At 70.9% G+C, this 23,454-nt stretch carries 24 protein-coding genes and 2 pseudogenes; 9 read left to right on the top strand and 17 right to left on the bottom strand.

Going from position 1 to position 23,454, the window contains the following annotated elements; genetic code table 11:
* The first annotated feature begins 176 nt into the window (after nt 1-176).
* Complete coding sequence (locus PS467_RS34880; protein WP_268975674.1) at nt 177-830, top strand: response regulator transcription factor; 654 nt, start codon at nt 177-179, stop codon at nt 828-830.
* A 42-nt stretch (nt 831-872) separates the two neighbouring features.
* Nucleotides 873-2,153, top strand: a complete 1,281-nt coding sequence (locus PS467_RS34875; protein WP_311038546.1) for a sensor histidine kinase — start codon at nt 873-875, stop codon at nt 2,151-2,153.
* Here PS467_RS34875 and PS467_RS34870 read toward each other — a convergent pair.
* From PS467_RS34870 to PS467_RS34840, 7 genes are all read right to left on the bottom strand, one after another.
* On the bottom strand, nt 2,083-2,943 hold the full coding sequence (locus PS467_RS34870; RefSeq protein ID WP_311038545.1) for an alpha/beta fold hydrolase: 861 nt from the start codon (nt 2,941-2,943) through the stop codon (nt 2,083-2,085). The genes PS467_RS34875 and PS467_RS34870 overlap by 71 nt on opposite strands.
* Nucleotides 2,944-2,945: 2 nt before the next feature.
* Complete coding sequence (locus PS467_RS34865; protein WP_311038544.1) at nt 2,946-4,484, bottom strand: tryptophan 7-halogenase; 1,539 nt, start codon at nt 4,482-4,484, stop codon at nt 2,946-2,948.
* 61 nt (nt 4,485-4,545) lie between these two features.
* Nucleotides 4,546-5,823, bottom strand: coding sequence for a (3,5-dihydroxyphenyl)acetyl-CoA 1,2-dioxygenase DpgC (dpgC, locus tag PS467_RS34860; RefSeq protein WP_311038543.1), 1,278 nt, complete (start codon nt 5,821-5,823; stop codon nt 4,546-4,548).
* Complete coding sequence (gene dpgB / locus PS467_RS34855; protein WP_311038542.1) at nt 5,820-6,479, bottom strand: enoyl-CoA-hydratase DpgB; 660 nt, start codon at nt 6,477-6,479, stop codon at nt 5,820-5,822. Before dpgB ends, dpgC begins: the two co-directional genes overlap by 4 nt.
* A 14-nt stretch (nt 6,480-6,493) precedes the next feature.
* Nucleotides 6,494-7,567, bottom strand: coding sequence for a 3,5-dihydroxyphenylacetyl-CoA synthase DpgA (gene dpgA, locus PS467_RS34850; RefSeq protein WP_311038541.1), 1,074 nt, complete (start codon nt 7,565-7,567; stop codon nt 6,494-6,496).
* Between the two features lie 70 nt (nt 7,568-7,637).
* Nucleotides 7,638-8,999 carry an aminotransferase-like domain-containing protein gene (locus PS467_RS34845; RefSeq protein WP_432280680.1) on the bottom strand — a complete coding sequence of 454 codons (1,362 nt, stop codon included), beginning with the start codon at nt 8,997-8,999 and terminating at the stop codon, nt 7,638-7,640.
* A 59-nt stretch (nt 9,000-9,058) separates the two neighbouring features.
* Nucleotides 9,059-10,168 (bottom strand): prephenate dehydrogenase, encoded by a 1,110-nt coding sequence (locus PS467_RS34840; protein ID WP_311038539.1) that lies wholly within the window; start codon nt 10,166-10,168, stop codon nt 9,059-9,061.
* A 206-nt stretch (nt 10,169-10,374) separates the two neighbouring features.
* Between PS467_RS34840 and hppD the strand changes: the two genes are divergently transcribed.
* Both hppD and PS467_RS34830 read left to right on the top strand, forming a co-directional pair.
* Nucleotides 10,375-11,475: a 4-hydroxyphenylpyruvate dioxygenase gene (gene hppD / locus PS467_RS34835; RefSeq protein ID WP_311038538.1), complete on the top strand. Its 1,101-nt coding sequence runs from the start codon at nt 10,375-10,377 to the stop codon at nt 11,473-11,475.
* Nucleotides 11,459-12,553, top strand: coding sequence for an alpha-hydroxy acid oxidase (locus PS467_RS34830; RefSeq protein ID WP_311038537.1), 1,095 nt, complete (start codon nt 11,459-11,461; stop codon nt 12,551-12,553). The genes hppD and PS467_RS34830 overlap by 17 nt, the downstream gene beginning before the upstream one ends.
* A gap of 206 nt (nt 12,554-12,759) precedes the next feature.
* Here the strand turns inward: PS467_RS34830 and PS467_RS34825 are convergent, their stop codons facing one another.
* The gene (locus PS467_RS34825) at nt 12,760-13,731 is read right to left on the bottom strand and encodes a ParB/RepB/Spo0J family partition protein (protein WP_311040055.1); all 972 of its coding nucleotides are present in this window, start codon (nt 13,729-13,731) and stop codon (nt 12,760-12,762) included.
* Nucleotides 13,732-14,200: 469 nt separating this feature from the next.
* A complete protein-coding gene (locus tag PS467_RS34820) occupies nt 14,201-14,761 on the bottom strand; it encodes an LmbU family transcriptional regulator (RefSeq protein ID WP_311038536.1) in 561 nt (186 codons plus the stop codon).
* A 258-nt stretch (nt 14,762-15,019) separates the two neighbouring features.
* On the opposite strand from PS467_RS34820, the gene PS467_RS34815 reads away from it, so the two are divergent.
* The 4 genes and pseudogenes from PS467_RS34815 to rph all read left to right on the top strand — a co-directional run.
* A complete protein-coding gene (locus PS467_RS34815) occupies nt 15,020-15,298 on the top strand; it encodes a DNA gyrase inhibitor YacG (protein WP_311038535.1) in 279 nt (92 codons plus the stop codon).
* On the top strand, nt 15,295-15,477 hold the full coding sequence (locus tag PS467_RS34810; RefSeq protein ID WP_311038534.1) for a hypothetical protein: 183 nt from the start codon (nt 15,295-15,297) through the stop codon (nt 15,475-15,477). Before PS467_RS34815 ends, PS467_RS34810 begins: the two co-directional genes overlap by 4 nt.
* A gap of 2 nt (nt 15,478-15,479) precedes the next feature.
* A pseudogene (locus PS467_RS34805) lies at nt 15,480-15,842 on the top strand (helix-turn-helix domain-containing protein); the annotation flags it as partial.
* A 5-nt stretch (nt 15,843-15,847) separates the two neighbouring features.
* Nucleotides 15,848-15,940: pseudogene (gene rph, locus PS467_RS34800) on the top strand (ribonuclease PH); the annotation flags it as partial.
* Between the two features lie 60 nt (nt 15,941-16,000).
* Here rph and PS467_RS34795 read toward each other — a convergent pair.
* Nucleotides 16,001-16,393 carry a VOC family protein gene (locus PS467_RS34795; protein ID WP_311038533.1) on the bottom strand — a complete coding sequence of 131 codons (393 nt, stop codon included), beginning with the start codon at nt 16,391-16,393 and terminating at the stop codon, nt 16,001-16,003.
* A 312-nt stretch (nt 16,394-16,705) separates the two neighbouring features.
* A complete protein-coding gene (locus PS467_RS34790; RefSeq protein ID WP_349256477.1) occupies nt 16,706-17,659 on the bottom strand; it encodes a TIGR03564 family F420-dependent LLM class oxidoreductase in 954 nt (317 codons plus the stop codon).
* A 142-nt stretch (nt 17,660-17,801) separates the two neighbouring features.
* Here PS467_RS34790 and PS467_RS34785 point away from each other — a divergent pair, with 142 nt between their 5' ends.
* Nucleotides 17,802-18,368: a TetR/AcrR family transcriptional regulator gene (locus PS467_RS34785; RefSeq protein ID WP_311038531.1), complete on the top strand. Its 567-nt coding sequence runs from the start codon at nt 17,802-17,804 to the stop codon at nt 18,366-18,368.
* Here the strand turns inward: PS467_RS34785 and PS467_RS34780 are convergent.
* From PS467_RS34780 to PS467_RS34755, 6 genes are read right to left on the bottom strand one after another with little or no spacing between them, the layout of a single operon-like run.
* Entirely contained in the window at nt 18,317-18,976 is a 660-nt protein-coding gene (locus PS467_RS34780; RefSeq protein WP_311038530.1) for a helix-turn-helix domain-containing protein, read from the bottom strand. The genes PS467_RS34785 and PS467_RS34780 overlap by 52 nt on opposite strands.
* 34 nt (nt 18,977-19,010) lie before the next feature.
* Entirely contained in the window at nt 19,011-19,883 is an 873-nt protein-coding gene (locus tag PS467_RS34775) for an ABC transporter permease (RefSeq protein ID WP_311038529.1), read from the bottom strand.
* A 3-nt stretch (nt 19,884-19,886) separates the two neighbouring features.
* Nucleotides 19,887-20,855, bottom strand: a complete 969-nt coding sequence (locus PS467_RS34770) for an ABC transporter ATP-binding protein (RefSeq protein ID WP_311038528.1) — start codon at nt 20,853-20,855, stop codon at nt 19,887-19,889.
* Complete coding sequence (locus PS467_RS34765; RefSeq protein ID WP_311038527.1) at nt 20,852-21,274, bottom strand: lasso peptide biosynthesis B2 protein; 423 nt, start codon at nt 21,272-21,274, stop codon at nt 20,852-20,854. The genes PS467_RS34770 and PS467_RS34765 overlap by 4 nt, the downstream gene beginning before the upstream one ends.
* Nucleotides 21,271-21,528: a lasso peptide biosynthesis PqqD family chaperone gene (locus PS467_RS34760; RefSeq protein WP_268975650.1), complete on the bottom strand. Its 258-nt coding sequence runs from the start codon at nt 21,526-21,528 to the stop codon at nt 21,271-21,273. Before PS467_RS34760 ends, PS467_RS34765 begins: the two co-directional genes overlap by 4 nt.
* A complete protein-coding gene (locus PS467_RS34755; protein ID WP_311038526.1) occupies nt 21,525-23,267 on the bottom strand; it encodes an asparagine synthase-related protein in 1,743 nt (580 codons plus the stop codon). The genes PS467_RS34760 and PS467_RS34755 overlap by 4 nt, the downstream gene beginning before the upstream one ends.
* Between the last annotated feature and the right edge of the window lie 187 nt (nt 23,268-23,454).

The raw sequence follows: 23,454 nt of genomic DNA, 5'->3' as shown, positions 1-23,454 counted from the left end.
TGGACAACGGCACTTGGACAAGGGCGCTTAGGCAAGGGCACTTGGACAGGGGCACTTGGGCGACAGCACGTGGACTGCGGCCGAAACCCCGTGGAAACCGTGTCCGGCGCATTCTGGATCTCGTTGTCCAAGTGGTGTGGTCATGGCCGGTTGGACGGACCGAGGAGGGGGAGCGAGTGCGCGTGCTCGTGGTGGAGGACGACCAGGAAATGGCGCAGGCGGTGGCGGTCGGCTTACGGCGGGCGCAGATGGCCGTCGACGTGGCGTACGACGGGGAGAGCGGTCTGGAGCGCGCTCTGCTCAGTGACTACGACGTGATCGTGCTGGACCGGGATCTGCCCGGGGTGCACGGCGACGAGATCTGTTCCGAGCTGATCACGTCGGGCTGCCGCAGCAGGGTGCTGATGCTGACCGCCGCCGCCTCGGCGGAGGATCTCGTCGACGGGCTGAATCTGGGGGCCGACGACTATCTGGCCAAGCCGTTCGACTTCCCGGTGCTGGTGGCCCGGATCGGGGCGCTGGCCCGGCGGGCGCATCCGGCCGTGCCGCCGGTGGTGCGCCACGGAGATCTCGTGGTGGACACGGCGCGCCGCAAGGCCACCCGGGCGGGCCGGCCGCTGGAGCTGGCGCCCAAGGAGTTCGGTGTGCTGGAGCTGCTGCTGTCGGCCAAGGGCCGGGCCGTCTCGGCGGAGGAGCTGCTGGAGCGGGTCTGGGACGAGGCCGCCGATCCGTTCACCAGCGCCGTGAAGATCACCATCAGCAGGCTGCGGGCCAAGCTGGGCGATCCGCCGGTGATCGAGACCGTCGCCAAGCGCGGCTACCGGATCTGAGGCCCGCCGATGCCGCCGCTCTCCCGGCTCACCGGCCGGCTCATGTCTCCGCCGCTTCCCCGGCTCACCGGCCGGCTCGCGCGTCCGCTGCTGCCGCGGCGTACGGTCCGGCTGAAGCTGACCCTGCTGTACGGGGCGCTGTTCCTGCTCTCCGGGGCGGCGCTGCTGACGGTCACGTATCTGCTGGTGCTCAACGCCAACGGCTCCCTCTCCGGGGTCCAGCCCGCCCCGGGCGGCGGTCGTCCGCGGGAGGGCGAGACCGCCGGGCCCGCCGCGCCGGTGCCGCCGCCCCAGGGACACAGTGGGGAGAGTGTCCGCGACATCCTTCCGGGCCCGGCGCGGGAGCTCATGGAGCTTCAGCGGGACGCCGTGCTGCACGACCTCCTCGTTCAGTCCGCCATCGCGCTCGCGCTGATGTCGATGATCTCGATCGCGCTGGGCTGGGTGGTCGCCGGGCGGATACTGCGGCCGCTGCGTACGGTCATCGCCGCGGCCCGGGACATCTCGGCGACGAGTCTGCACCGGCGTCTGGCCCTCGAGGGCCCGAGCGACGAGCTCAAGGAGCTGGGCGACACGTTCGACGGTCTGCTCGGCCGGCTGGAGTCCTCGTTCGAGGCGCAGCGCCGGTTCGTCGCCAATGCCTCGCACGAGTTGCGCACCCCGCTCGCCCGGCAGCGGACGCTGGGGCAGCTCGCCCTGTCGGATCCCGACGCGGACGTGGCGTCGCTGCGCGCGGCGCATGAGCGGATTCTCGCCGCGGGCGCCCAGCAGGAGCGGCTGATCGAGGCGCTGCTCACGCTGGCCCGCGGCAACGCGGGCATCGAGGTGCGCCGGCCGTTCGACCTGGGCCGGCTCGCGCAGGAGGTCGTCACCGCGCGCCGGGCGGACGCGGAGCGGTGGCTGGTCACCCTGCGCTGCTCGCCGTCGGCCGCGGTCGCGGCGGGCCACCGGCCGCTGGCCGAGCGGCTCGTGGTCAATCTGGTGGACAACGCACTGCGGCACAACGAGCCGCACGGCTGGGTGGAGGTGGCCGTGGCGGAGGGGTCCGGCCGGGCGGTGCTGACGGTGGCCAACTCCGGTCCGGTGGTGCCGCCGGGCGCGGTGGACCAGATGTTCCAGCCGTTCCAGCGGCTCGGCGACCCCCGGACGAACCGGGACGGCCTCGGTCTGGGGCTGTCGATCGTGCAGGCCATCGCGGTCGCGCACGACGCCACCCTCGGCGTCGAGGCCCGCCCGGAGGGTGGCCTCGTCTTCACGGTCGGCTTTCCGCACCCGCCCGCTCATGGGTCCGGGCCGGTGTCCCATCGGCGAGGGGCGCGGTGAGGAAGTCGATGAGCGCGGCGTTCACCGCGGCCGGTTTCTCCAGGTAGCCGTAGTGTCCGCAGCCGGGGATCTCGGTGTGGCGGGCGCCGGGGATGGCGTCGGCGACCTCGCGGGTGAGCTGCGGCCGCACGATCAGGTCGTGCTGGAAGCTCAGCACCAGGCACGGGCAGCGGATGGCCGCGTACGCCGGCAGCCGGTTGGGGATGAGTTGCAGGCCGAGCTGGCCACGGACGGAGGCCAGGTCGACGGCGGAGAGCTCGAAGATGTCGAGCCAGTCGCGGAGCCGCTGTTCGTCGCCCAGGGTCTGCGGGGACAGGCTCTGTAGCGCGTTGACGTAGGCGGCGTAGCGGGGCGGGAGTTTCACCCCGCTGTCGGCCAGGTCCATCTCCGCGATCGCCTGGGCGGTGGCGAAGGTGTCGGCCCGGCCGCTGGTCGCCATCAGCACGGCCGCCCGGACGAGTTCCGGCCGGGCGAGCAGCAGTTCCTGGACGATGATGCCGCCCAGGGAGAAGCCCACGACCCGGCACGGGGCCGCGCCGAGGTGCTCGATGAGGCCCGCGATGTCCGCGGCCATGTCGTCGAGGGTGAAGCCCTCGGTGCCGGGATCGCTGGGCGGGATGCCCCGGTTGTCGACGGTGATCACTTTGAAGCCGGCCGCCTTGAGCGCGGGGACCTGGTGGGTGCGCCACATCCGGCCGGGGGCCCCGGTGCCGGTCACCATGACGACCGGGTCCCCCGTTCCGTGCTCCTCGTAGTGCAGCTGGATCCCGTTGATCCGGTGGACGGGCATGGTCAGGCCGGTCCGGGCTGCCAGAGCATGCCGTCGTCGGAGGTGATCAGCCCGCCGGGGAACATCGGCACGTCCGGGCCGAGGTCCTCGCCGAGGAACGCCCGGCTCTGCACCTGCGCCCCTTCCTGCATCGCCTGGCGCACCGCGGAGGAGCGGAACAGCGGGGTCATGTTGCCCTCGCTGTCGGTGGACATCTCCTCGATGGCGGAGACGAACTCCGCCGACTTGGACTTCATCCGCAGTGCGGCCGACTCGGCCCCGTCGAGGTCGAACTCCGAGGACGAGATGCCGGCGACCAGTTCGACGAAGGACTCCAGTTCGGTGTGCTGGTTCCGGGTGACCTTCTTCGCCGACCAGAAGTAGGAGTTCTCGTCGACGTGCATGTCGTAGAAGGACATCAGGAACTCGTAGAAGACGCCGTACTCGCGGCGGTAGCGGGCCTCGAACTCGGTGAACGCGGCCTCTTCGGAGACCAGTCCGGCCAGGGTGCTGCCGATCGAGCGGGCCGCCAGCAGGGCGCTGTAGGTGGCCAGGTGGACACCGGAGGAGAAGACCGGGTCGACGAAGCAGGCGGCGTCACCGATGAGCACCAGGCCGGGCCGCCAGAACGAGGTCTGGTGGTACGAGTAGTCCTTGCGCACCCGCAGCTGGCCGTACTGGCCGTCGGTCACCCGGGTGGCGTCCGCCAGATAGTCCTTGATCATCGGGCATTCGTCGATGAGTGCCCGCAGGGCCTGCTCCGGATCGCCCTGGACCTTGTCGGCGTTCTCCCGCCGGACGACCGCGCCGACGCTGGTGAGGTCGGGGGTGAGCGGGATGTACCAGAACCAGCCGCTGGAGAACGCCACGGACAGGATGTTGCCCGAGTTGGGGGCGGGCAGCCGCTTACCGCCCCGGAAGTAGCCGAACAGCGCGAGGCTGCGGAAGAACTGCGAGTACTCCCGGGTGCCGCCCACCCGCTTGTGCAGCCGGCTGCCGTTGCCCGACGCGTCCACCACGTATGTGGCGCGCACCTCGTGCTCGACCCCGCCGGCGTCGGTGTACCGCACCCCGGTGACCCGCTCGCTGTCCTCGATCACATCGGAGACCGCCGCCTGGAAGCGGACCTCGGCGCCCTTCTCCACCGCGTGTTCCAGCAGAATGCTGTCGAACTTCGAGCGTTCGACCTGGTACGCGTGCGAGGTGGCGCCCGCGATCTTCGGGGACACCGAGAAGGAGAACGTCCACGGTTCGGGGTTGGCGCCCCATCGGAACGTGCCGCCCTTCTTCGGCGTGAAGCCGGCCGCGGCCAGTTTCTCCGACACCCCGGTCAGCTTGCAGACGCCGTGGATCGTCGACGGCAGCAGCGATTCGCCGATCTGGTACCGCGGGAAGGTCTCCTTCTCCAGGATCAGGACGCGGTGGCCCTGCATGGCCACGAGCGCGGCCAGGGTCGAACCGCCGGGACCGCCCCCGACCACCACGACGTCGTATTCAGTGTGTTCCCCACGGTCCGTGCGTTCGTTGTGTCCCTCGTACGCCTTGCGATCCTCACTGCTCATGTGTGCGCCTCCTGGCGTCGTTGCTCTTCGTGGTAGCGCGGCCGGGCGTCGCGGGGGGCGGTCATGCGCCGCGCCCCGCGAACCGGCTCACCTTGCGGATGACGTCCTCGCCGTACAGGCGCAGGGCCTGTTGCAGCGCGAACTCGGCCATGTAGCGGCGGAACTCCTCGACCGGTTCCTCGGCCCCGACCAGCATCCGCCGGTTGGGCACGACGGCCGGGCCGCGCAGCCGCTCCACGGCCCCGGCCACGGCCTCGTCGATCCGCTCCGGCTCCACGACCTCGTCGATCAGCAGCCGGGCGTCGGGGTCGGTGGCCCGGATGCGGCGGCCCTGGAGGATGACCTGCCGGGAGATCCGTGGTCCGGTGTGCCGGCCGAGCCGGAAGTTGCCCGCCCCGGGCACGATGCCCTCGCGGGCCGCGGGCAGGCTGAGATAGGCGTCCGAGGCGGCCAGCACATGGTCGAAGACGAGCAGCAGCTGGGTGCCGCCGCCGATGGCGAACGTCTCGACGGCCGCGATCCAGGGTTTCTGGACCGTCGGGGAGTGCCAGGGCGCGTCCGTGGTGCGTACTCCCCTGACGAGTTTGTGGAGGTAGCCGAGTTCGCGGCGCAGCAGGAAGCCGACCAGCGAGATCTCGCCGGAGTGCAGGCTCTTGAGGTTGATGCCCGCGCTGAACACCCGCCGGCCCCGGTAGCGCGGATGGCTCATCGTGCCGCCGCGCACCACCCCCACCCGCACCTCGGGGTCGAGCAGCGCGAGGTCGACGGCGGTCTCCATGTCGTCGACCTGCTGCTCGTCCTCGGCGTTCAGGCAGTCGTCCCGGCACATGGTCAGATAGGCCGTGCCGTCCCGCCGCTCCATCCGGACGGAGGTCGTCCGAAGGACGCCGGTCCGGGTGAACTCGGGCAGCAGCCGCAGCGCCCGCGGTGTCGGCCGGAGCATCGCGTCGAGCAGATGCGGCCCCGACCGGGGCGAGCCCAGGACGGCACGCAGGAAGACGCCCTGGTCGATCTCGTATCCCTCCTTGTCCGCCTGCCGCCGGCCGCGGTCGGCCGCGAGCTGCCCGGCCGTGGGCAGCAGCGCGGGGAACTCGGCCGCGGCGGCCGCGACGAGTTCGGCGATCCGGAGTTCGCCGGCGCGGCCGCGGGTGAGGTGGTCGTACACGGCGTCGGCGTGGGTCCGCAGATAGCGGGTCCGCAGCGCCCTGGCGGTGTCCTTCGCCGCGGCGATCTCCGTCCGCTGCTCGGGCAGCCGCGCGCCGGGTTCGGGCAGCACCGCCACCAGTTCGTCGACGCGGCGGGCCGCGTCCCGCAGCTCCGGCCACAGCGGGACGGTCACGACGCCTCCACCACGGGGGTCCGCAACGCCCGGTCGCAGGCGGCCAGATGCGGGCCGAGGGCGTCCTCGAAGCTGGTCGTCGCGGCGTCGAAGAGCAGTTGCCGCCGGATGGCGACCTCCTTGCCGGTCAGCCCGCCGGCCAGCGCGGCGGCGGCCGCGACCGCACCGGCCGGGTCGTCGGCCAGTTCGTCGGCGACGCCGAGCGCGACCGCCTCGGAGGCCTCGATGGGCAGGCCGAACAGCAGCGCCCGGCGGACCCGCGCGACGCCCGCCAGCTGGACCAGCCGGTAGCCGGCCATGCCGGGCCAGGTCGCCGTCCCGTCACCGGGGACGAGCAGCCGGGTGCCCGGGGTGACCACCCGGATGTCGCAGGTGAGGAACGCGTCCAGGGCCGCGCCGCCGCAGTCGCCCGAGGCCACCGCGACCGTGGCCCGCGGCAGCCGCTCCAGTCGGCGCAGTGTCCGCTCCCACTTGCTGATCCCCATCACCTCCAGGCCGTCGGTCCAGCCCGCTGCCGGGGCGCCGCTGACCCGTACGGCGACGACTCCGGCGCCGGGGCGGTCCTCGGCCTGGTCGCACACGGTGCGCACGGCGTGCACGGTCGCGGCCGACGGCGGCTGGGCCCCGTCGATGACCACGGTCAGCGGTTCTTCCATGACACCCTCCGTGGTCACCACTGGACCAGCGCCGTCTCGATCGTGGAGCCGGGCCCCATGGTCATCAGCAGTCCGTACTCGCCCGGTTGGGCGATTCCCTCGTCCAGGAGCCGTTCGTAGGAGAACAGGAACGAGCCGCTGGACACGTTGCCGTAGTCGCGCAGCACGCCCACGGTGTGCCGGACGTCGTGCCGGGTCAGCCCGAGATTGACCACGACGGCGTCGATGACCTTCTTGCCGCCCGAGTGCACCAGCCAGTGGGCGATGTCGCTGCGGCGCAGGCCGGTGCCGGCCAGCAGCCGGTCCACGGCCAGTTCGGCGTGGGCGCCGACCACATAGGGGATCAGCGGGTCCAGGTAGAAGCTGTAGCGGCCCTGGTCCCGGTCCCAGTCGTAGCGCATGGCGTCGCAGGCGTCGGGGATGAGGCAGCTGGCGAACTTGATGATGCGCGGCCCCTCGGGGCCGGTCACACCGTCCGGGCCCGAGCGGAGCGCGATGGCGCTCGCACCGTCGCCGAAGAGGCTGTTGACGACGGCGGTGCGCATCGTGGAGTCGATCGTGTACGCGGCGGAGCAGGCTTCGGCGCAGAGCACGACGGCGAGTTCGCCGGGGTGGGCCGCGGCCCACCCCGCGACCACGTTCAGCGCGTTCAGGCCGGCGTTGCAGCCCATGCCCACGATGTCGGAGCGGCCGCAGTGCCGGTCGATGCCGAGTTCCTTGATGAGCAGGGCGCTCAGTCCCGGGGTGAGCAGTCCGGTGGAGGTCACACAGCACAGGTGGCGCAGTTCGGACAGGTCGGCGCCGGCCCGCTTCAGACAGGCGCGCAACGCCTCGGCGCCCATCTCGATGGCCTTGGCCTTGTGCTTGTCGAGCAGGTCGCCCTGCGGTTCGTGGACGCGGCCGCCGGTGCCGTCCGGCGGCGGGAGCGTCAGGTGGCGGCGCTCGATGGCGCTGTTGAGGAAGACGGAACGGATCTTGGGGTCGGTGATCCGGAAGGCGTCGAGCACCTCCCGCTGGGTGTACGACGTGGACGTCACCGCCGTGCCCACGCCGAGGGCGCGGGGCCGCGACTCGGCTGCCAGGGTCATCTGAAGGTCCACCCCCACATGCGCGGCTTGCTCCGAGGCCGTCGCTTGCGACTCAGTCCGGACACGTGTCTCACCTTTCTCGCTGGGTACCGCTGGTGCGCGGCTGCGCGCTGTGCGCCTCGATGAAGCGGGCGAGCCTCGCCGTGCCCTCTTCGATCTCGGCGGGTGTCAGATAGCTGATGGACAGCCGGATGCCGTGGTGGCCGCCGGTGCCGGGATGGAAGTGCGTCATCGGCGTCCAGATCACGCCGAAGTCCTGTGCGGACGTGGTCAGTACGGTGTTGTCCACCCGGAACGGGACCCGCAGGGTGAGGAAGAAGCCGCCGCCGGGCTCGTTCCAGCGCACCCCGAGGGCCTCCCGGCGGGCGGCGGGCAGCCGGGCGTCCAGCTGCCGCAGCACCTCGCGCATCGCCTGGCCGTAGTAGGCGGCCGCCTCGGCGTTGAGCTCCGACAGCCGGCCACGGGCGCCGAGCAGCGCGCCCGCCACGGCGGCCTGGCTCAGCGACGAGGTGTTCACCGTCACCATGCTCTTGATCTTGGCGAGTTCGTCCGCCAGCAGCCGCTCGCCGCCCGAGGCGTCCCGGACCCGCTGGTCGGCGACGACGAAGCCGACCCGGGCGCCGGGGAAGACGGTCTTGGAGTACGAGCCCAGATGCACCACGCGGCGGGCCCGGTCCAGGGACTTCAGCGTGGGCTCGGGGGTGCCGGGGCTCACCTGCCGGTACGGGCTGTCCTCCAGGATCAGGAAGTCGTGGCGCCCGGCGAGCTCCAGCAGCTCTTCCCGGGCTTTCGGCCCCATGGTGTTCCCGGACGGGTTGGAGTGGTCGGGCACCACGTAGAAGGCGCGGGGGCGGCGGCCGCGTGCCTTCTCCGCCAGCACCGCGGCCTCCAGGTCGGCGGCGCTGAAGCCGTCCTCGCGCTCCTCCACCGGGCGCACGGCCACATCGAGCAGCCGGGCCGCGCCGGTGATCCCCACGTAGCAGGGGCTGGAGACCAGCAGTACGTCGTCGGGGCCGGTGATGAGCGCGCGCAGCACCAGCAGCATGGCCTCCTGGGCGCCGACGGTCACCACGATGGACTCGGCCGGCACGTCGATGTCCTCGTCCGCGCGCAGCGCGTCCGCGACGATCCGGCGGATCAGCCCCGCGGTCGGCCCGTACTGGTACAGCGCGGTGCGGATGTCGGCCTGCGTGCTCCCCTGTTCCGCCAGGTGGTCCAGATACCGGCGAATGTGGCCGAAGACCTGCTCGGTGTCGAAGAAGCCGTCGTACGGCCGGCCCGGGGCGAAGGAAATGGCGTCCGGATAGCGATGGGTCACCTCATTGAGGAAGTTCATCGTGTCCAGCACCGGCTCGGAAACGCTGCCGTGCAGCTCCGCCATTTCCAGATATTCCCGCGAACGGGTTTGCGCGGCAACGGTGGTTCCTGCCATGAATTTCCCCCGGCGACAATGGATGAGGGTGGCTCGGATGCCTTAGCTTCACACGCTCGTCAGCGTTTCGACAACGCCGTCCAATTGGCCGGACTGCGCACTTGGACGGCGTATCCGACGGCGTCGAGCCCGGCCTCGATCCGCTCGGCGTCGGCCGTGGGAACGGGGATGCGCACGCTCAGCCCGCTCTCCTCCGCGGCCTCCACGGCGATGTCGTCGGCGGCGACGCCGAAGGCCGCGACGGCGCCCAGCAACCGGGCCAGCTCGCCGGGCCGGTCCGGGACCAGGACCCGCAGCGCCGCCCGCCCCTCGGGCGGCCCGGCGCCCGGCCGCGGGAGCCGGGCGAGCCCGGCGACGCCCCGGGCGAGCAGCTCCTCCAGGGTCCGTACGCCCTGGTCGCGGGCCCCGTCGTCGGCCTCGGCGAGCACGTCCAGCGCCGCCGCCACCCGGGAGAGGTCCGCTCGTAGCTCCTGCACCACCCCGGCCATGGCCCGCGCGTTGGACCGCAGGATGTCGCCCCACAGCCGGGGGTCGCCGGCGGCGATCCGGGTCACATCGCGCAGGCCCTGCCCGGCCAGCAGCGGCACCCCGGCCGGGCCGTCGCGCAGCCGGGCCGCCATCACAGCGGCCAGCAGATGCGGAACGTGCGAGGTCAGCGCCACCACCTCGTCGTGTTCCCGGCTCCGCATCACCACCGGGGCGGCGCCGCACAGCTCGGCCAGCTCCAGGCCCCGGTCCAGGGCCGCGCGCGAGGTCAGCGGGTGCGGCGTCAGCGCCCAGGGCCGGCCCCGGAACAGCTCGGCCCGCGCCGCCAGCGGCCCGGACCGCTCCCGGCCGGCCAGCGGATGACCGCCGACGTAGGCGGCGGGGTCCGGGGCGCGGCCGAGCACGGCCTGCTCCGGCCCGGCCTTCACGCTCGCCACATCGGTGTAGGCGCGGGCCAGGCCGCGGCCCTGACAGGCGATCAGAACGGCGGCGACCTGGCTCGGCGGCACCGCGAGCACGGCCAGGTCGACCGGTTCGGGCGGCTCCTGCGCGCGGCCCGCGCCGAGTGCGGCGGCGGTCCTGGCGGCGGTCCTGTCGCGGTCGGAGAGATACACCGACACGCCCTGCGCGGCGGCGGCGAGCGCGACCGAGGTACCGATCAGGCCGGTGCCGATGACAGCCATGGTGCGCATCACAAGCATCACCCGTCCAAGGGAACCGCGCCCGGAAACACATGCGCGGCACACAGATTATGAAGGCGGCACAGTTTATGGAGAAGGTCCGGCGTCCACGAGTCCGATAACCCCTGGAATGACTGCGATGGCTGGACGCCCGAAGGGCCGCCTAGAGTTCGGCGGGCTCGGTTTTCTTCCGGATCTGGGGGACAGACATGAGGAATTCATCGAAGGCAGCCCAGCCGCTCGCGGATCTCGCCGTCGACTATGTCGAGTTGTATGTGGAAAACCTCGATTCGAGCGCGTCCCAGTGGGTCGAGCGGTATGCGTTCACCGTCGTCGGCCGCGGCGGTTCCGCCGACCACCGCAGCCTGGCGCTGCGGCAGGGGCGGATCACCCTCGTCCTCACCGAGGCGACCTCCGGCCACCACCCCGCCTCGGCGTACGTGCTCACCCACGGCGAGGGCGTGGCGGACATCGCGCTGCGCACCGCCGATGTGCCGGCGGCCTTCGAGGCCGCGGTGGCGGGCGGCGCCCGGGTCCACCGGCGGCCGGTCCGGCACACCGGTGACGGCCCGGCCGTGACCGCCGCGCTGGGGGGCTTCGGGGACGTCGTCCACACCCTGGTCCAGCGCGCTCCGGGGGCCGGCCCCGGGCTGCCCGCCGGCTTCGTACCGGCGGAGCCGGCCGCCGCCCCGCCGAGCACCGGGGTGGGCCTGCTCGACCTCGACCACATCGCGGTCTGCCTGGACACCGGCGGACTCGGCCCGGCCGTCGCCTATTACCAGCAGGCGCTCGGCTTCCGGGACGTCTTCGCGGAGCACATCGTCGTGGGCGCCCAGGCGATGCACTCGAAGGTCGTGCAGAGCCCGGCCGGCACCGTCACGCTCACCCTCATCGAGCCCGACGACACGGCCCTGCCGGGGCAGATCGACGAGTTCCTGAAGAGCCACCAGGGCGCGGGCGTGCAGCACCTGGCCTTCTCCTCCCAGGACGCCGTCCACTCCGTACGCGCCCTCGCCGACCGCGGCGTCGTCTTCCTCACCACCCCGGACGCGTACTACGACCTGCTCGGTGAGCGGATCGACCTCGGCCCGCGGCGCCTCGCCGACCTGCGCGCCACCGGAGTGCTCGCCGACGAGGACCACGACGGGCAGCTGTTCCAGATCTTCACCGCCTCCACCCACCCGCGGCACACCCTCTTCTACGAGGTCATCGAGCGGCAGGGCGCCCAGACCTTCGGCAGCGCCAACATCAAGGCGCTGTACGAGGCCGTGGAGCTGGAGAGGACCGGGCAGCGTGACGTCCGACGCTGACCGGTCGGCGGCCACCGCCGAGTGCGTGGCCGACTTCGAGCACGCCGCCGCCGCCGTTCTGCCCCCGGACGTCCGGGACTTCGTGGCGGGCGGCAGCGGTGCCGAGACGACGCTGGCCGCCAACCGCGCGGCGTTCGACCGCACCTTCCTCGTCCCCCGGGTGCTGCGGGACGTCTCGCGATGCACCACGGACGCCACGCTGCTCGGTCGGCCGGCGGCCATGCCGCTGGCCGTGGCCCCGGTCGCGTATCACCGGCTGGTCAGCCCGGACGGCGAACTCGCCACCGCGCGGGCGGCGAAGGCCGCGGGGGTGCCGTTCACGGTCTCCACGCTGAGCAGCGTGCCGGTCGAGGAGATCACCGCGGTCGGCGGGGCCGTCTGGTTCCAGCTGTACTGGCTGCGCGACGGCGCCCGGACGCTGGAGCTCGCCCGCCGGGCCGAGGACGCCGGCTGCGAGGCGCTCATGCTCACCGTCGACGTGCCGTGGATGGGCCGCCGGCTGCGGGACGTGCGCAACCGGTTCACACTCCCGGCCGAGGTGCGGGCCGCCACCATCGACACCGGCGGTACGGCGCACCTCAGGCCCACGGCCGGCTCGGCCGTGGCCGCGCACACCGGCCAGGCGTTCTCCCCGGCGCTGACCTGGGCCACGGTGGCCCGGCTGCGGGAACACACCCGGCTGCCGCTGGTGCTCAAGGGCGTCCTGGCACCGGAGGACGCGCTGCGCGCCGCCGAGTCGGGGGTCGACGCGGTGGTGGTCTCCAACCACGGCGGCCGTCAGCTCGACGGCGCCGTGCCGAGCCTGGACGCGCTGGCGGAGCTGGCACCCGTGCTCGGCGGCCGCTGTGAACTGCTGCTCGACAGCGGCGTCCGCAGCGGTACGGACATCCTGCGGGCCCTGGCCCTCGGCGCGGCCGGGGTGCTGGTGGGGCGGCCGGTGATGTGGGGCCTGGCCGCGGCCGGCGAAGCGGGCGTGCGGCGGGTGTTCGAACTGCTGGCCGCCGAACTGCGGACGTCCCTGGGGCTGGCGGGCTGCGCCGATGTCACCGAGGCCCGTGGCCTGCGCACCGTACGCTGAACGACGGCTACCGCACACCGCACATACCGCATACCGAACCGGCCAGGACGGATCTTTCTGTCCTGGCCGGTTCGGTGTACCGGAATGCCGGAATGCCGGCATGTGGGCATGTGAGTATGTCGGCGTGACCTGGTGGGCCGGAGCTGTCCAACCGGAGAGCCTCGCTGGTTGGACGCCCCGGGTGGGGGGCCCTGGTCCGAGCTGGTCTAGGCGAGCTGGAGATCCACCCGCACCGCGATCTCGTCCCACATCCCCGCGCACTCACGGGCGAGGCTGGCGACGATGCTGCTGCAGTGCGGCGGTACGTTCGCGATGATTTCCTGCCATTCCTCCGGCTTGAGCATGTTGACGTTGAGCAGCCGGAGCAGCCTGCGGCCCGTTTCGTTGAACCGCAGGGCGGGGTCCGAGGTGAGGCGGTGCACGGCCGCGAGGCGCTCGGCCATCGGGACCACCGCGGCGGCGGCCGCGCCCGCCGTGGCCCGGTCCAGCGCCGCCTCGGCCGCTCGGCCCGCGGTCGCCTTGGCCGCGCCGCGCGACTTCGGCAGGGGGTCCTCGCCCCTGCTCATACGGTTTCTGACGTCCCGGGCCGTCTCCGGGGAGATCCCCGCGGCGCGGGCGATCTGCCGCAGCGACAGGCCCGGGTTCGCCGTGATGAGCCTGCTCGCCAGTTCGCGCCCCGCGGCGCTGTTGATGGGACGGACCCGGCCGTCCTGGCCGATCCGGCTGCCGCCGTCCACGTCCTGGGCCGACGTCCGGCGGCGGATCTCGGCCACGGTGCCCGCCGAGATGCCCGACACCGACGCGATCATCCGGTCCGACCACTGGGGGTGCGACACGATGATGCGCGCGGCCGCGGACTTCCGGTCCGCCATCGACAGTGGCAGTCCATGAGTGATGTTCGATCCGACGGCGAGGACGAACGCGTCGGCCTTGCTGCCGTCGAAGAACCTGATCCTGATCTTCTTGTCGCCGCGGAGCTCCGCGGCCCGTAGCCGGTGCACGCCGTCGACCACCCGCATCGTGGACCGGTGAACGATGATGGGCGGTAACGGCGCTTCGGTTTCCGCCAGCGCTTGTATGTGCTCCGGATCCTCCCCTGAACTTCTGGGTGATTCAGCTGTCGATATCGACGCGATGTCGACTTCGACAACCACTTCCTCGAGTTCTTGCTCGAACATCGCCACCCCCCGCTCCAAGGCGAGCTCGCCTCGAAAGGAATTCCATACGGGGGGTGGCAGACGAACTCTGAACGCCGCACCGAAGATCGCCGACCGTGACCGAACAAAGTCGGCCACCCCCCGTTGCTCCACTTCGCACAATCGCGAAAAGGCCGTTCGTCTTCTGTCGCCGACTCTAACAGCGGTCCGGCGGTTTGACACCCCGTATCCACACGGCGTGGCGCCCTCCGGGCAGCGGCGGTGGCGTGCCCTTCTGACGTGCTTGTTGGGACCAGCGAGACAGGACGTATCCCATGAGGCTCAAGCACCGCCGCTGCACCGGCTATTCACGCGGCGTCTCGTTCTCCGGCCGCGTGGAAAATGATTCCACAGCCCATGCCGCGGCGCCCATGGTTTCTGTCCCGCCGGCGGGACAGAAACCATGGGCGGAGGCTCTACGCAGAGTTGTCGCGGCGTTATGCGGAGTTCCTTACACCCCCAAGGCAGGAGGGTCGGTCGCGGGGCCAGGAATACCCGGAACGGGGTCGTCGGCCGCCGCCTCGTCCAGCATCCGGATGATCCACTCCCGGAAATCGAGCCCGGCGATCTCCGCGGCGCGCTGCCAACGGATTCTGCGTTCGGCGACGACGCTCACGTGCACGACGGCCCGCTCGTCCGGTTCCTCAGGAGTTTGACGCCGCATCCGCATGCGCCGACGCAACTCATTCCGGGTCCAGCCCCCCTCCTCGGCCCGGGTCAGCCATACGTCCTGCTCGGCCTCGGATACGGCGGCCACCTCGGCATGATGCTGGAAGCTCAGCCTGGCCCGCCGTCGACCGGGCTCGAACTTCCGGGCCACCCACGCGTAGTTGCGGAGGGTCTGGTAGTCGAGCGAGGTCTGCTTCAGCGCCCGGCGGTAGCGGTCGGGGTAGTGCTCCTGGCCGAAGATGAGCCAGTCGCCCAGCCACCATGCCGAGGAGTCGGCGATGGTGTGGATCTGCTGACCGAGGTGGCGCCACTCGGACAGCGACAGATCGGGAGGGAGTGACAATCCGGTTCTTCGCGTGGTCGTCCGTCCATGTACGGGGATGGACATCGTGCACACCTCACCTGCCCTCGTCGTCGGCGCGCCCATCCTCCACAGGGGGCGGTTTCGGCGAGGTTTCACCGCATCCGGCCGGATCGCGCCGCGACACCGACGGACGACGCCGGGCCGGCCGTCGGCGTTACGGCGCCGAAACCCCGGCAGGGCTCTACTGGACGCATGGATGCGGAATCTGTCTCACCGCGAGCCGACCGAGGAGGCTACATGGTCACCGCAGCCCGGCGGTGTGCCGAATGCGGCGCCGAGTTCACCTGGACCAGCAGGAACCCGACGCGCAGGTTCTGCGACTCCAGATGCAAGAACCGGTGGTGGCGGGCCAACCGCCGCAGCGCGGACACCCCGGATCTTCCGGCCGCCACGGACCGGGTCCACCGCCGGTCGCCGGTGCCCCCGCTCAGCACCGACCACGAGTGCCCGAACTGCGGACAGCACATCACCGTGCTCAATCTGATCGTCGCGGCCGACGGCACCCCCGGCGGATGAGGCGCCCCCGGCCGACCACCACGATCAGCCGCCGGGCCGCTGCCCCGGTGCAGCTCGCCGGTGAGCGCGTAGGCGGGGTGGACGCCGTCGTCGCTGATGGTCGTGGTGAACTCGAACGCGAACCGGTCACCCGGCCCCACCGGCAGGCCCTCGAAGGGGCGGCCCACCGCAGCGAATAGGAATGAACGGCCCGCCAAGCTTGACCAGGCGCTCCCGCGCGTCCCGCAGCACGGAGCCCGCGCCCTCGGAGCCGCCGAGCGTGCCGATGATCTCGGAGACACACTCGTCAGCGTGTCGGCGAGGCCCTCGTTTTCACCTGCCTGGAGCCTGGCCTGCCAGGGCGCCGGAAGCGTCAGACCAGGCTCTGGCGTTACGGGCTCGCATCGTGTTGGCCTGCGCAGGCCCCGACATCCCTCCCATCGTCCAGGTGGCCCGGGACCTGCGGATTGCCGCGGACACGGTGCGCAAGTGGCGGCGGCGGTTCCTGGCCGAGCGGCTGGACGGCCTGGCCGACGAGCCCCGGCCGGGACGACCGCCGACCATCAGCGCGTGGATCAGGTCCCCGCACAGTGGCGTCCCGTCACCATCGAACGCGGCTGGAGCAAGCACGCCGAGGGCTCCGTCCTCATCTCCTTCGGAGACAACTGGATCGAACACGAGCTGCCCTGCCGTGAACTGTGCGGGTGCCGCACGGGGCAGCTCTCAGCAGTAGGGGTAGGGGGCGGTGATGAACTCGGTCAGAACCGTGCCGCCGGGGTCGAGCGCGTAGACCCCGCGACCGCCGAACAGATGGTTGATCTCGCCCTCCTTGGACTTGTGCGGGTCCGCCCAGAACCTGATCGACTTCTCCTTCAGGCGCTCCAGGATCGAGTCGAACTCGTCGTCGGTCACGAGAAAGGCGAGGTGGCTCTCGTTGATGCGGTCCGGCGGGACCAGGGCGTCGGCGAAGTCGATGCCGACGTTGTTCGATGTGTCCACCTGGGTGAACAGGCCCCAGTCGCAGGGGGCGGGGGCGTCCATCAGCTCGGCCAGGAACGCGGCGGACTCACGCCGGTCGCGGCAGTGGACGATGATGTGGTTCAGCTCGTTGGGCATCGTGTCTCCTGTGAACGCGACAGACCCGGCGTCCTGGCCGGGCTTCCTGGTGCGCGCCGGGAACGGTTGTTTCCCGGCCCGTTGCGCGTGCAGGTGGATTCCTGCGGGGCGGGGCCGGCGCCCTCGGTGCCGCTTTTGATCAGGCCGGACGTCGTGTCGGCGCTGTTCGAGCGGACCGCCGCTCGTCCTGCTCCGCTGGAACCTGGCCGGCGGTACTCCCTTTCCGCGGGCGCGGCGGGGCCGGGCGGCCGGGAACCACACCGCGGTCACGGCAGAAGGAGCCGGGGGCGGTGCGGCCGGTTCGGTCCCGGTTCACAGACGCTGGGCGATGGCCCAGGTCCGCGCGCGGTCTTCCGCATCGAAGAGGTCGGTGTGGGTGATCATGACCTCGGTGGCCCCGGCGTCGAGATAGCGGCGCAAACCGGCGGCGACGGTGTCCTCGTCGCCGGCGATCAGCAGGTCCGCCGCGTTCGACAATCCCTCGGTCGCGATGACCTTCCGGTAGGACGGGATGCTGTCGTAGAAGCCGAGGGCAGCTGATACGCGGTCGCGGGCGGCTGCGGCATCGTCGGTGACCACCGCGGGCACCCCGGCCACGATCTGCGGGGCCGGCCGCCCGGCCGCGGCGGCGGCTTCGGTGATGACCGGCACGATCTGTTCGGCGAGCGTGCGAGGCCCGGCGAGGAACGGAATCGTTCCCTCGGCCAACTCGCCCGCAGCCGCGAGGGCCCGCGGCCCCATCGCGGCCACCAGGACCGGGACCGCCGGGGAAGCCCCGGCCACGGCCGTCGAGCCGACCGGGCGGGACGCCAGCGTCTCCCCTTCGAAGGCGGTGTCGTCGCCGTCCAGCAGCGGGCGCAGCGCGGTGAGGTACTCGCGCAGGTGCTGGATCTGCGGCGGATACGGCAGGCCGAACTGCGGCTCGAGCACAGTGCGTGCGCCGAGCCCGACACCGAGCCGGAAACGCCCTGCGGTAGATGCCTGCGCCGTCTTCGCCGCCGCCGCGAGCAGCAGAGGATGGCGGGGATACATCGGCACGACCGAGGTGCCTACGTGGACCCTGGGCTCCGCCCGGCCCACCAGCGCCGCGAGCTGGGGCGCGTCGTAAGCCGACGCCTGCCCGAACCACACGGTCTGCACGCCGGCGTCGGCCACCTCGTGCGCGAACTCCACGGCCCGGTCCACAAGGTTGGTCATGCCGGGTTCCTGCGCGGACGTGCCTCCACCTCCCAGGAACACTCCGACCCGCGTTCCGGCAGCGTTCATCCCGAGCTCCTTCGCCTGTTCCGGTCCATAGGACTGACGTCGTCATCGCCGCAGCCTCTGTCCCGCAGCGCCACGGTGATTACAGTTTCTGAAATCACCGTACACCTTGATTGCAGTCTCTGCAGTCGTTACTCTGCGTGCCATGGGACGATGGCCGGCCGGCACGCAGGAACGACTGCAGGAAGCCGCGATCGAGTTGTTCGCCGAGCGCGGCTACGAACGCACGACAGTCGCCGAGATCGCGACGCGAGCCGGCCTGACCGAGCGCACCTTCTACAACCACTTCGCCGACAAGCGCGAGGTGCTCTTCCCCGACCAGGACCGGTTCATCGCCGAGGTCTGTGAAGCGGTGGGCGCGGCACCCGCGGAGCAGTCCCCGCTCGACGCGATCGCCGCGGCGTTCACGGCCCGCAGTCACTGGTTCGACCAGCGCCGGGACGCAGCACAGCGCCGCAGGCACATCCTCGACGCACATACCGATCTGCGGGAACGCGAACGGGCGAAACTGGCGGCCCTCGGCGAGGCGATCGCCGGCGCACTGCGCACGCGGGGAATCTCCGACCCGGCGGCCACGCTGACCGCCACCGTCTCCGTCGCCGCCTACCAGCTCGCCTCAGCCCGGTGGCTGGCCGACCCGCAGCATGGCACGCTCGGGCATCACCTGCACGCAAGCTTCGAGGATCTGCACCGCACCGCACGCAGCTGGTAGCGCGGGAAGATCTTGATCTGCGGGTCGTCCTGTCGCCCGTGGCCTGGCTGTGGGCACGGTTGAACGGCCAACGCTCCGGCCAGGTCGTACGGCGGGACGGCCACGAGCCGCTCGGACTCGACACCCGTGGACAGCTTGAAGGTGTCCGTCAGATGCGGCTTGAGCTGGAACTTCCGCCAGATGCGGCCGACGGTGGACTTCGACAGGCCGCTGTGCTCGGCCATCGACTCGCGCGACCACTGGGTGGCGTTCTTCGGGATCTCCTCCAGGGTGGCGATCACGACCGCTTCCACCTGATCCACGCTGATGGTCGGCGGTCGTCCCGGCCGGGGCTCGTCGGCCAGGCCGTCCAGCCGCTCGGCCAGGAACCGCCGCCGCCACTTGCGCACCGTGTCCGCGGCAATCCGCAGGTCCCGGGCCACCTGGACGATGGGAGGGATGTCGGGGCCTGCGCAGGCCAACACGATGCGAGCCCGTAACGCCAGAGCCTGGGCGGAGTTCGCCCGCCGCGTCCAGCGTTCCAGCACAGCACGCTCATCATCCGCCAACAGCAGCGGCTCCAGCTTCGGACCACGACGCGGCACCGGCACCCCGGCAGAAGAACTCATGCGAGATCTGACGACGGACTACCGGCGCAGGACACTAGTCGGTCCGGGAGAACCGTCGTGCGGCGGCGGCCAACGCTGTCAGAGCGAGCAGGCTGAGTGCCGCGACTTCAAGCATCACGGGCACCTGCCATCCCGCCCAGTGCAGTCCCGCCCCTGTGTTGCCGGAACCGTCGGTGGCCAGAGTCTGGCGCATCGCGTCCGTCGCGTAACTGAGTGGGTTGGCCAGCACAGCGCCCTGGAGCCAGCCGGGGAGGCCGTTGCTGGGAAAGAAGGCCCCGGACAGGAAGATCAACGGGGTCATGGCGATTCCGACAACGGACTGGAATGTCTCCATGCGTTCGACGCTGACGGCAGCCAGTGCGCCTAGTGCGGTGAAGGCCAGCGTGATCGCGAGGAGTTCCATGACGAGCGGCACCAGCAGTAGCGGAGCGAACGTGGCGCCGAAGAGCGCGGCCGCCATGAGCAGCAGTACCCCATGGACAGTTGCCGCTGTGGCGCCGCCCAGGCAGATTCCGCTGATCAACGCGGTGCGGTGTACTGGCGCTACGAGCATCTCGCGCAGGAAGCCGGCGTGCCGGTCCCACACGATCGACATCCCGGTGTTCAGCGCGGGCGCCATCACGACCATGAGTACGGCTCCGGGCAGGAGATACGTGCGGTAGTCGGTGCCGTCGGCGCCCGCCCTGGCTGTCACGGAGTTCATCCCTGTTCCGAGCACCAGCAGGAACAGCAGGGGGGTGAGGAGGCTCATGACGCTGCCGATCCGATTGCGCGAGAGCCGGATGAGCTCGCGCTGCCACATCACCCTGACCGCGCGCAAGTCCCCAGCGAGGCCGCCGAAGCCGGCCGGGGGCCCGTCCCACGGCGCCTCCAGCCGGGACTCGGGAGAAGCTTCGGTACGCGCCATGGTCTATCCCTTCCTCATCGGGAGGTCGGCGCCGACCTCCCTTATCGTGCGACCGGTGTAGTGCAGGAAGACGTCGTCCAGGCTCGGCGGAGCGGCGGTCACCGAGTGCAGGGGGATGTCAAGCCCGGCGCACAGACGAGGGATGTACGCCGCGGCATCCTTAACCTCCACGCGGACGCCTTGTGGCGTAACCACTCCTTCCAGAGCGAAGCGCTCGCGCAGCGCCCGCACCACTGCCTCGTCGTGTCCGGTGCGCAGGAGGATCGTGTCGGCACCGATGACTGACCTGAGTTCGGCGGGTGAACCCTGTGCGACCACACGGCCGCCGTCGATGATGGCGATCCGGTCACAGTGCTCGGCTTCCTCCAGGTGGTGGGTGGTCAGGAAGACGGTGGTCCCTTCTTCCGTGCGGAGCCGGTGGAGGTGTTCCCAGATGACCGCCCGGGTCTGCGGGTCCAGCCCGGTGGTCGGCTCGTCCAGGAACAGGACCTTGGGACCGTGCAGCAGCCCGCGGGCGATTTCCAGTCTGCGGCGCATACCACCGGAGAAGGTCCGTACCCGGTCTGAGCGCCGCTGGGCCAGTCCCATCAGGTCGAGCATGGCCAGTGCCCTGCGCCGCCCCTCGCGTCCGGGCAAGCAGTAGAGATCAGCGTGGAAGCGAAGATTGCGCTCTGCGGTCAGATCCGTGTCGAGGGTGGTCTCCTGGAAGACGATGCCGATGCTGCCGCGTACCTTGTGCCGTTCGTATCGCACGTCGTATCCCGCAACCATGGCCCATCCCGCGGTGGGGCGCAGGAGCGTGCTCAACATTCCGACCGACGTGCTCTTGCCCGCTCCGTTCGGGCCGACGAATCCGAAGATCTCGCCGCGGCGAACGGTGAGATTCAGACCCCGTACGGCCTCAACGGTGCCGTATGTCTTGCGGAGGTCCTCGGTGAGTAAGGTCGGCTCGGTGTCCGGAGTCGCGCTCATCGCCGGCCCGGCACCCTGATGAGGATGTGAAAGTGCCTCACCTCGTCGGTGCTCTCGCCGACCGGCTTGCCGTCCGCTTCCACCCAGGCATGGGCTCTGAAAGGCTGAGTGCGCACTCCCGTGACCCAGTCCGGCCACGCCCCTCGCGTACGGCAGAGCAGCGCGGTGGCGATGGACCGCTGCAGGCACCTTGGCCCGGCGCAGGGCACGCTCATAGCCACCACGGCGTTGCGAGCCCGCAGGGTCTCCGCCTCGTTCGCGGGCCTGGCACCACGCCGCACCGTCTCCATCACCTGCCGCAGCCGTCGCGGAGGCAGCTTGGCGAGCAACCGGGCGACCCCGACAACGCACAGTGCGACCGGGCGCACACGCCACGGCGGAGCCGTGGACGGCTCAAGACTCAGTGCCCTGGCGGTCATGCGATCACCACCCCTGCGGTCCGCACGGCGGCGATCAGCTTCTCGACGTCGGCGGCGAAGTCGTCAGTGGCGGTGGGGAAGCGCCTGCGTAGCTCGGAGGTGGCGGATTCCGCCGATCCGCCGTCGAGGAGACAGCGCAGCACGAGCGCGCCGGTGTCATTCATCTGCCAGTAGCGCCCGCTGCGTTCGTCCAGCAGCACCATGCCGGTGTCGGTCTCGGTCATGGTCATGTGCGGCGCGAGGGAAAAGGTCATGGTCTTCCTTCGGCGAGGACAGGCTTGGTGTTCTGCACTGTGTGGCTGCTGCTTGTCCGCGTGAGCGGGGACCCGTTCGGAACCGAGACATGGGACGGCAGTGAGCGCAGCCACAGTTCATTGGCCAGCGTCATGTCGAGGGGCATGAGGAGGCCGGCGTCCGCATGCATGGTGCGCAGGGCGGCACGAGGGCCTGCGGCATCTATCAGTCCCATGCGGGCGAGAAGGGAGTCCTGGAAGATCTCCAGGAGATGGCCCCGATGGTGGCGCAAGCCCACGTAGAGGTCGGGGCCGAAGTCTCCCTTGGTCTGCCGGTCAAGGATGCCGTCCGGCACGATGCCGCGCATGGCGGCGGTGAGGATCGGCTTGACCAGGTCCGCCCGGTGCCGGTCCACCAGGCGGATGGACATGGCCGCAGTGAGCACCTGGTCATCGAGGAAGGGAGCCTGGAACGACACTCCGTGGTCCGCCACCACCCGGGACGACGCCCGGACGATCGTGCCGTTCGCCTGCATCAGCCGCAGCATCTCATGGTGCACCGGCAGCGGGGACAACGGCTCCGGTTCCTCGGCGGCGGTACGGCGCAGGAGGCGGCGAATCGCGTCAACCGCCTCTGGAGTGGTCCACGGCGGCACCCTCGATGCCACCTCCCAGCCGACTCCGGTGCCCAGGACGCGTTCCCCGGTGATCTGGTCGGCGGATGCGGCCAGCCACTGGGGGTATGTCCGGTGGCCCATCAGACTGCGCACCGTCGTGACGGCGTTCCAGCGGCGCATCGACTTCACCGCCCGCACATGCGGCACAGCCGCCAACGGCCGGCTGCGGACAAGGGCGTGCAGTGACATCAGGCTCGGCCGGAACAGTTCGTCTGCTCCGATGCCCTGGAGGTGCCGGGTGGCTCCGCGCGAGGCGGCGAAGCCCGCGATGTACTCGAGCATGGGCCTGCGGGTCATGGTCAGCGGTGCTTCCAGCTCCTGCCTGGCGGCCAGAGCCGATTCCGCGAAGAACCCCGGAGTGTCACCCATGGGAACAGTCACGTGTTCGGCGTCCGGCAACAGGGCTGCGCTGCGTTCGGCCCAAAGCCTGTCCTCGTTGGCGCGGTCCGACGAGCACAGGTGCAGGGTTGCGAGGGAGACGTCTTGTCGCGCAGTCAGAAAGCACAGGCTCGTGGAATCCTTGCCGCCCGACAAGTCCGCGCTGATGGTGCCGCTTCCGCGGATCCGCACCGCGACGGCGTTCTCCAGTGCCTCACGCACGGCACCCGCCCCCACCGCGAGAGGAACGACCGGTTCGGGAGGCGTCCAGTGCGTCCTGGTGCGTTCCGACCCATTGGGCCGGATCTCCAGATGCTGTCCCGGACCCAACGCCCGTACACCGCGCCATACCGACCGCGTACTCAATGGCCAGGGGGGCCCGAAGGGGGCCAGCAACTGCATGGCCAGCAGTTCCTCGTCGACGCCGGTTCCGGCCATGGCAGCCAGCGTCTGCGGACGGTCCGCCGCGATGGTCACGCCCTTGACGGAGCCGTAGAAGAGTTGGCATGCCCCGGAGATGCTGCCCTGGGCCCGTACGAGGCCGCCGACCGACGCGACCAGATGAAAGCATCCGTGCAACGCTCGGGCCACCTGGTCGGCATCGCTGACCGAGCGCACCCGCTGCAGCCGTCGCGACAGCGCTTCCGCTGTCGCGGAAACCGGCCCGAAGAGAGCAATCCGGGCGTCCCTGGCTTCGGCCGTCACGATGTCCGTCTCGGACCAGCATCCCACAAGCCATGGCCGACCGGAGGGGTGGACGATTACCCGGGACCGCGCCGAGCGGGGTACGAGTTCTTTGATTTCCTCGCTCACTGGGTGATCTGGAAGGATCACGAATTCCATACCGATATCCTGTTCCCCGCACTGACGGTTCGACCTGCGAGATGGTGCG

The organism is Streptomyces luomodiensis (assembly GCF_031679605.1).
In the GTDB taxonomy this organism is placed as follows: domain Bacteria; phylum Actinomycetota; class Actinomycetes; order Streptomycetales; family Streptomycetaceae; genus Streptomyces; species Streptomyces luomodiensis.
Note: the sequence above shows the minus strand (reverse complement) of the source record. Positions and strands in the feature narration are given on the sequence as shown.

Coding starts and splice junctions, on each gene's coding strand:
- PS467_RS34875 (WP_311038546.1), top strand. CDS start 873: ATGTCTCCGCCGCTTCCCCGGCTCACCGGCCGGCTCGCGCGTCCGCTG.
- PS467_RS34870 (WP_311038545.1), bottom strand. CDS start 2,943: ATGCCCGTCCACCGGATCAACGGGATCCAGCTGCACTACGAGGAGCAC.
- PS467_RS34865 (WP_311038544.1), bottom strand. CDS start 4,484: ATGAGCAGTGAGGATCGCAAGGCGTACGAGGGACACAACGAACGCACG.
- dpgB (WP_311038542.1), bottom strand. CDS start 6,479: ATGGAAGAACCGCTGACCGTGGTCATCGACGGGGCCCAGCCGCCGTCG.
- dpgA (WP_311038541.1), bottom strand. CDS start 7,567: ATGACCCTGGCAGCCGAGTCGCGGCCCCGCGCCCTCGGCGTGGGCACG.
- PS467_RS34845 (WP_432280680.1), bottom strand. CDS start 8,999: ATGGCAGGAACCACCGTTGCCGCGCAAACCCGTTCGCGGGAATATCTG.
- PS467_RS34840 (WP_311038539.1), bottom strand. CDS start 10,168: ATGGCTGTCATCGGCACCGGCCTGATCGGTACCTCGGTCGCGCTCGCC.
- hppD (WP_311038538.1), top strand. CDS start 10,375: ATGAGGAATTCATCGAAGGCAGCCCAGCCGCTCGCGGATCTCGCCGTC.
- PS467_RS34825 (WP_311040055.1), bottom strand. CDS start 13,731: ATGTTCGAGCAAGAACTCGAGGAAGTGGTTGTCGAAGTCGACATCGCG.
- PS467_RS34815 (WP_311038535.1), top strand. CDS start 15,020: ATGGTCACCGCAGCCCGGCGGTGTGCCGAATGCGGCGCCGAGTTCACC.
- PS467_RS34810 (WP_311038534.1), top strand. CDS start 15,295: ATGAGGCGCCCCCGGCCGACCACCACGATCAGCCGCCGGGCCGCTGCC.
- PS467_RS34795 (WP_311038533.1), bottom strand. CDS start 16,393: ATGCCCAACGAGCTGAACCACATCATCGTCCACTGCCGCGACCGGCGT.
- PS467_RS34790 (WP_349256477.1), bottom strand. CDS start 17,659: ATGAACGCTGCCGGAACGCGGGTCGGAGTGTTCCTGGGAGGTGGAGGC.
- PS467_RS34785 (WP_311038531.1), top strand. CDS start 17,802: ATGGGACGATGGCCGGCCGGCACGCAGGAACGACTGCAGGAAGCCGCG.
- PS467_RS34780 (WP_311038530.1), bottom strand. CDS start 18,976: ATGAGTTCTTCTGCCGGGGTGCCGGTGCCGCGTCGTGGTCCGAAGCTG.
- PS467_RS34775 (WP_311038529.1), bottom strand. CDS start 19,883: ATGGCGCGTACCGAAGCTTCTCCCGAGTCCCGGCTGGAGGCGCCGTGG.
- PS467_RS34770 (WP_311038528.1), bottom strand. CDS start 20,855: ATGAGCGCGACTCCGGACACCGAGCCGACCTTACTCACCGAGGACCTC.
- PS467_RS34765 (WP_311038527.1), bottom strand. CDS start 21,274: ATGACCGCCAGGGCACTGAGTCTTGAGCCGTCCACGGCTCCGCCGTGG.
- PS467_RS34760 (WP_268975650.1), bottom strand. CDS start 21,528: ATGACCTTTTCCCTCGCGCCGCACATGACCATGACCGAGACCGACACC.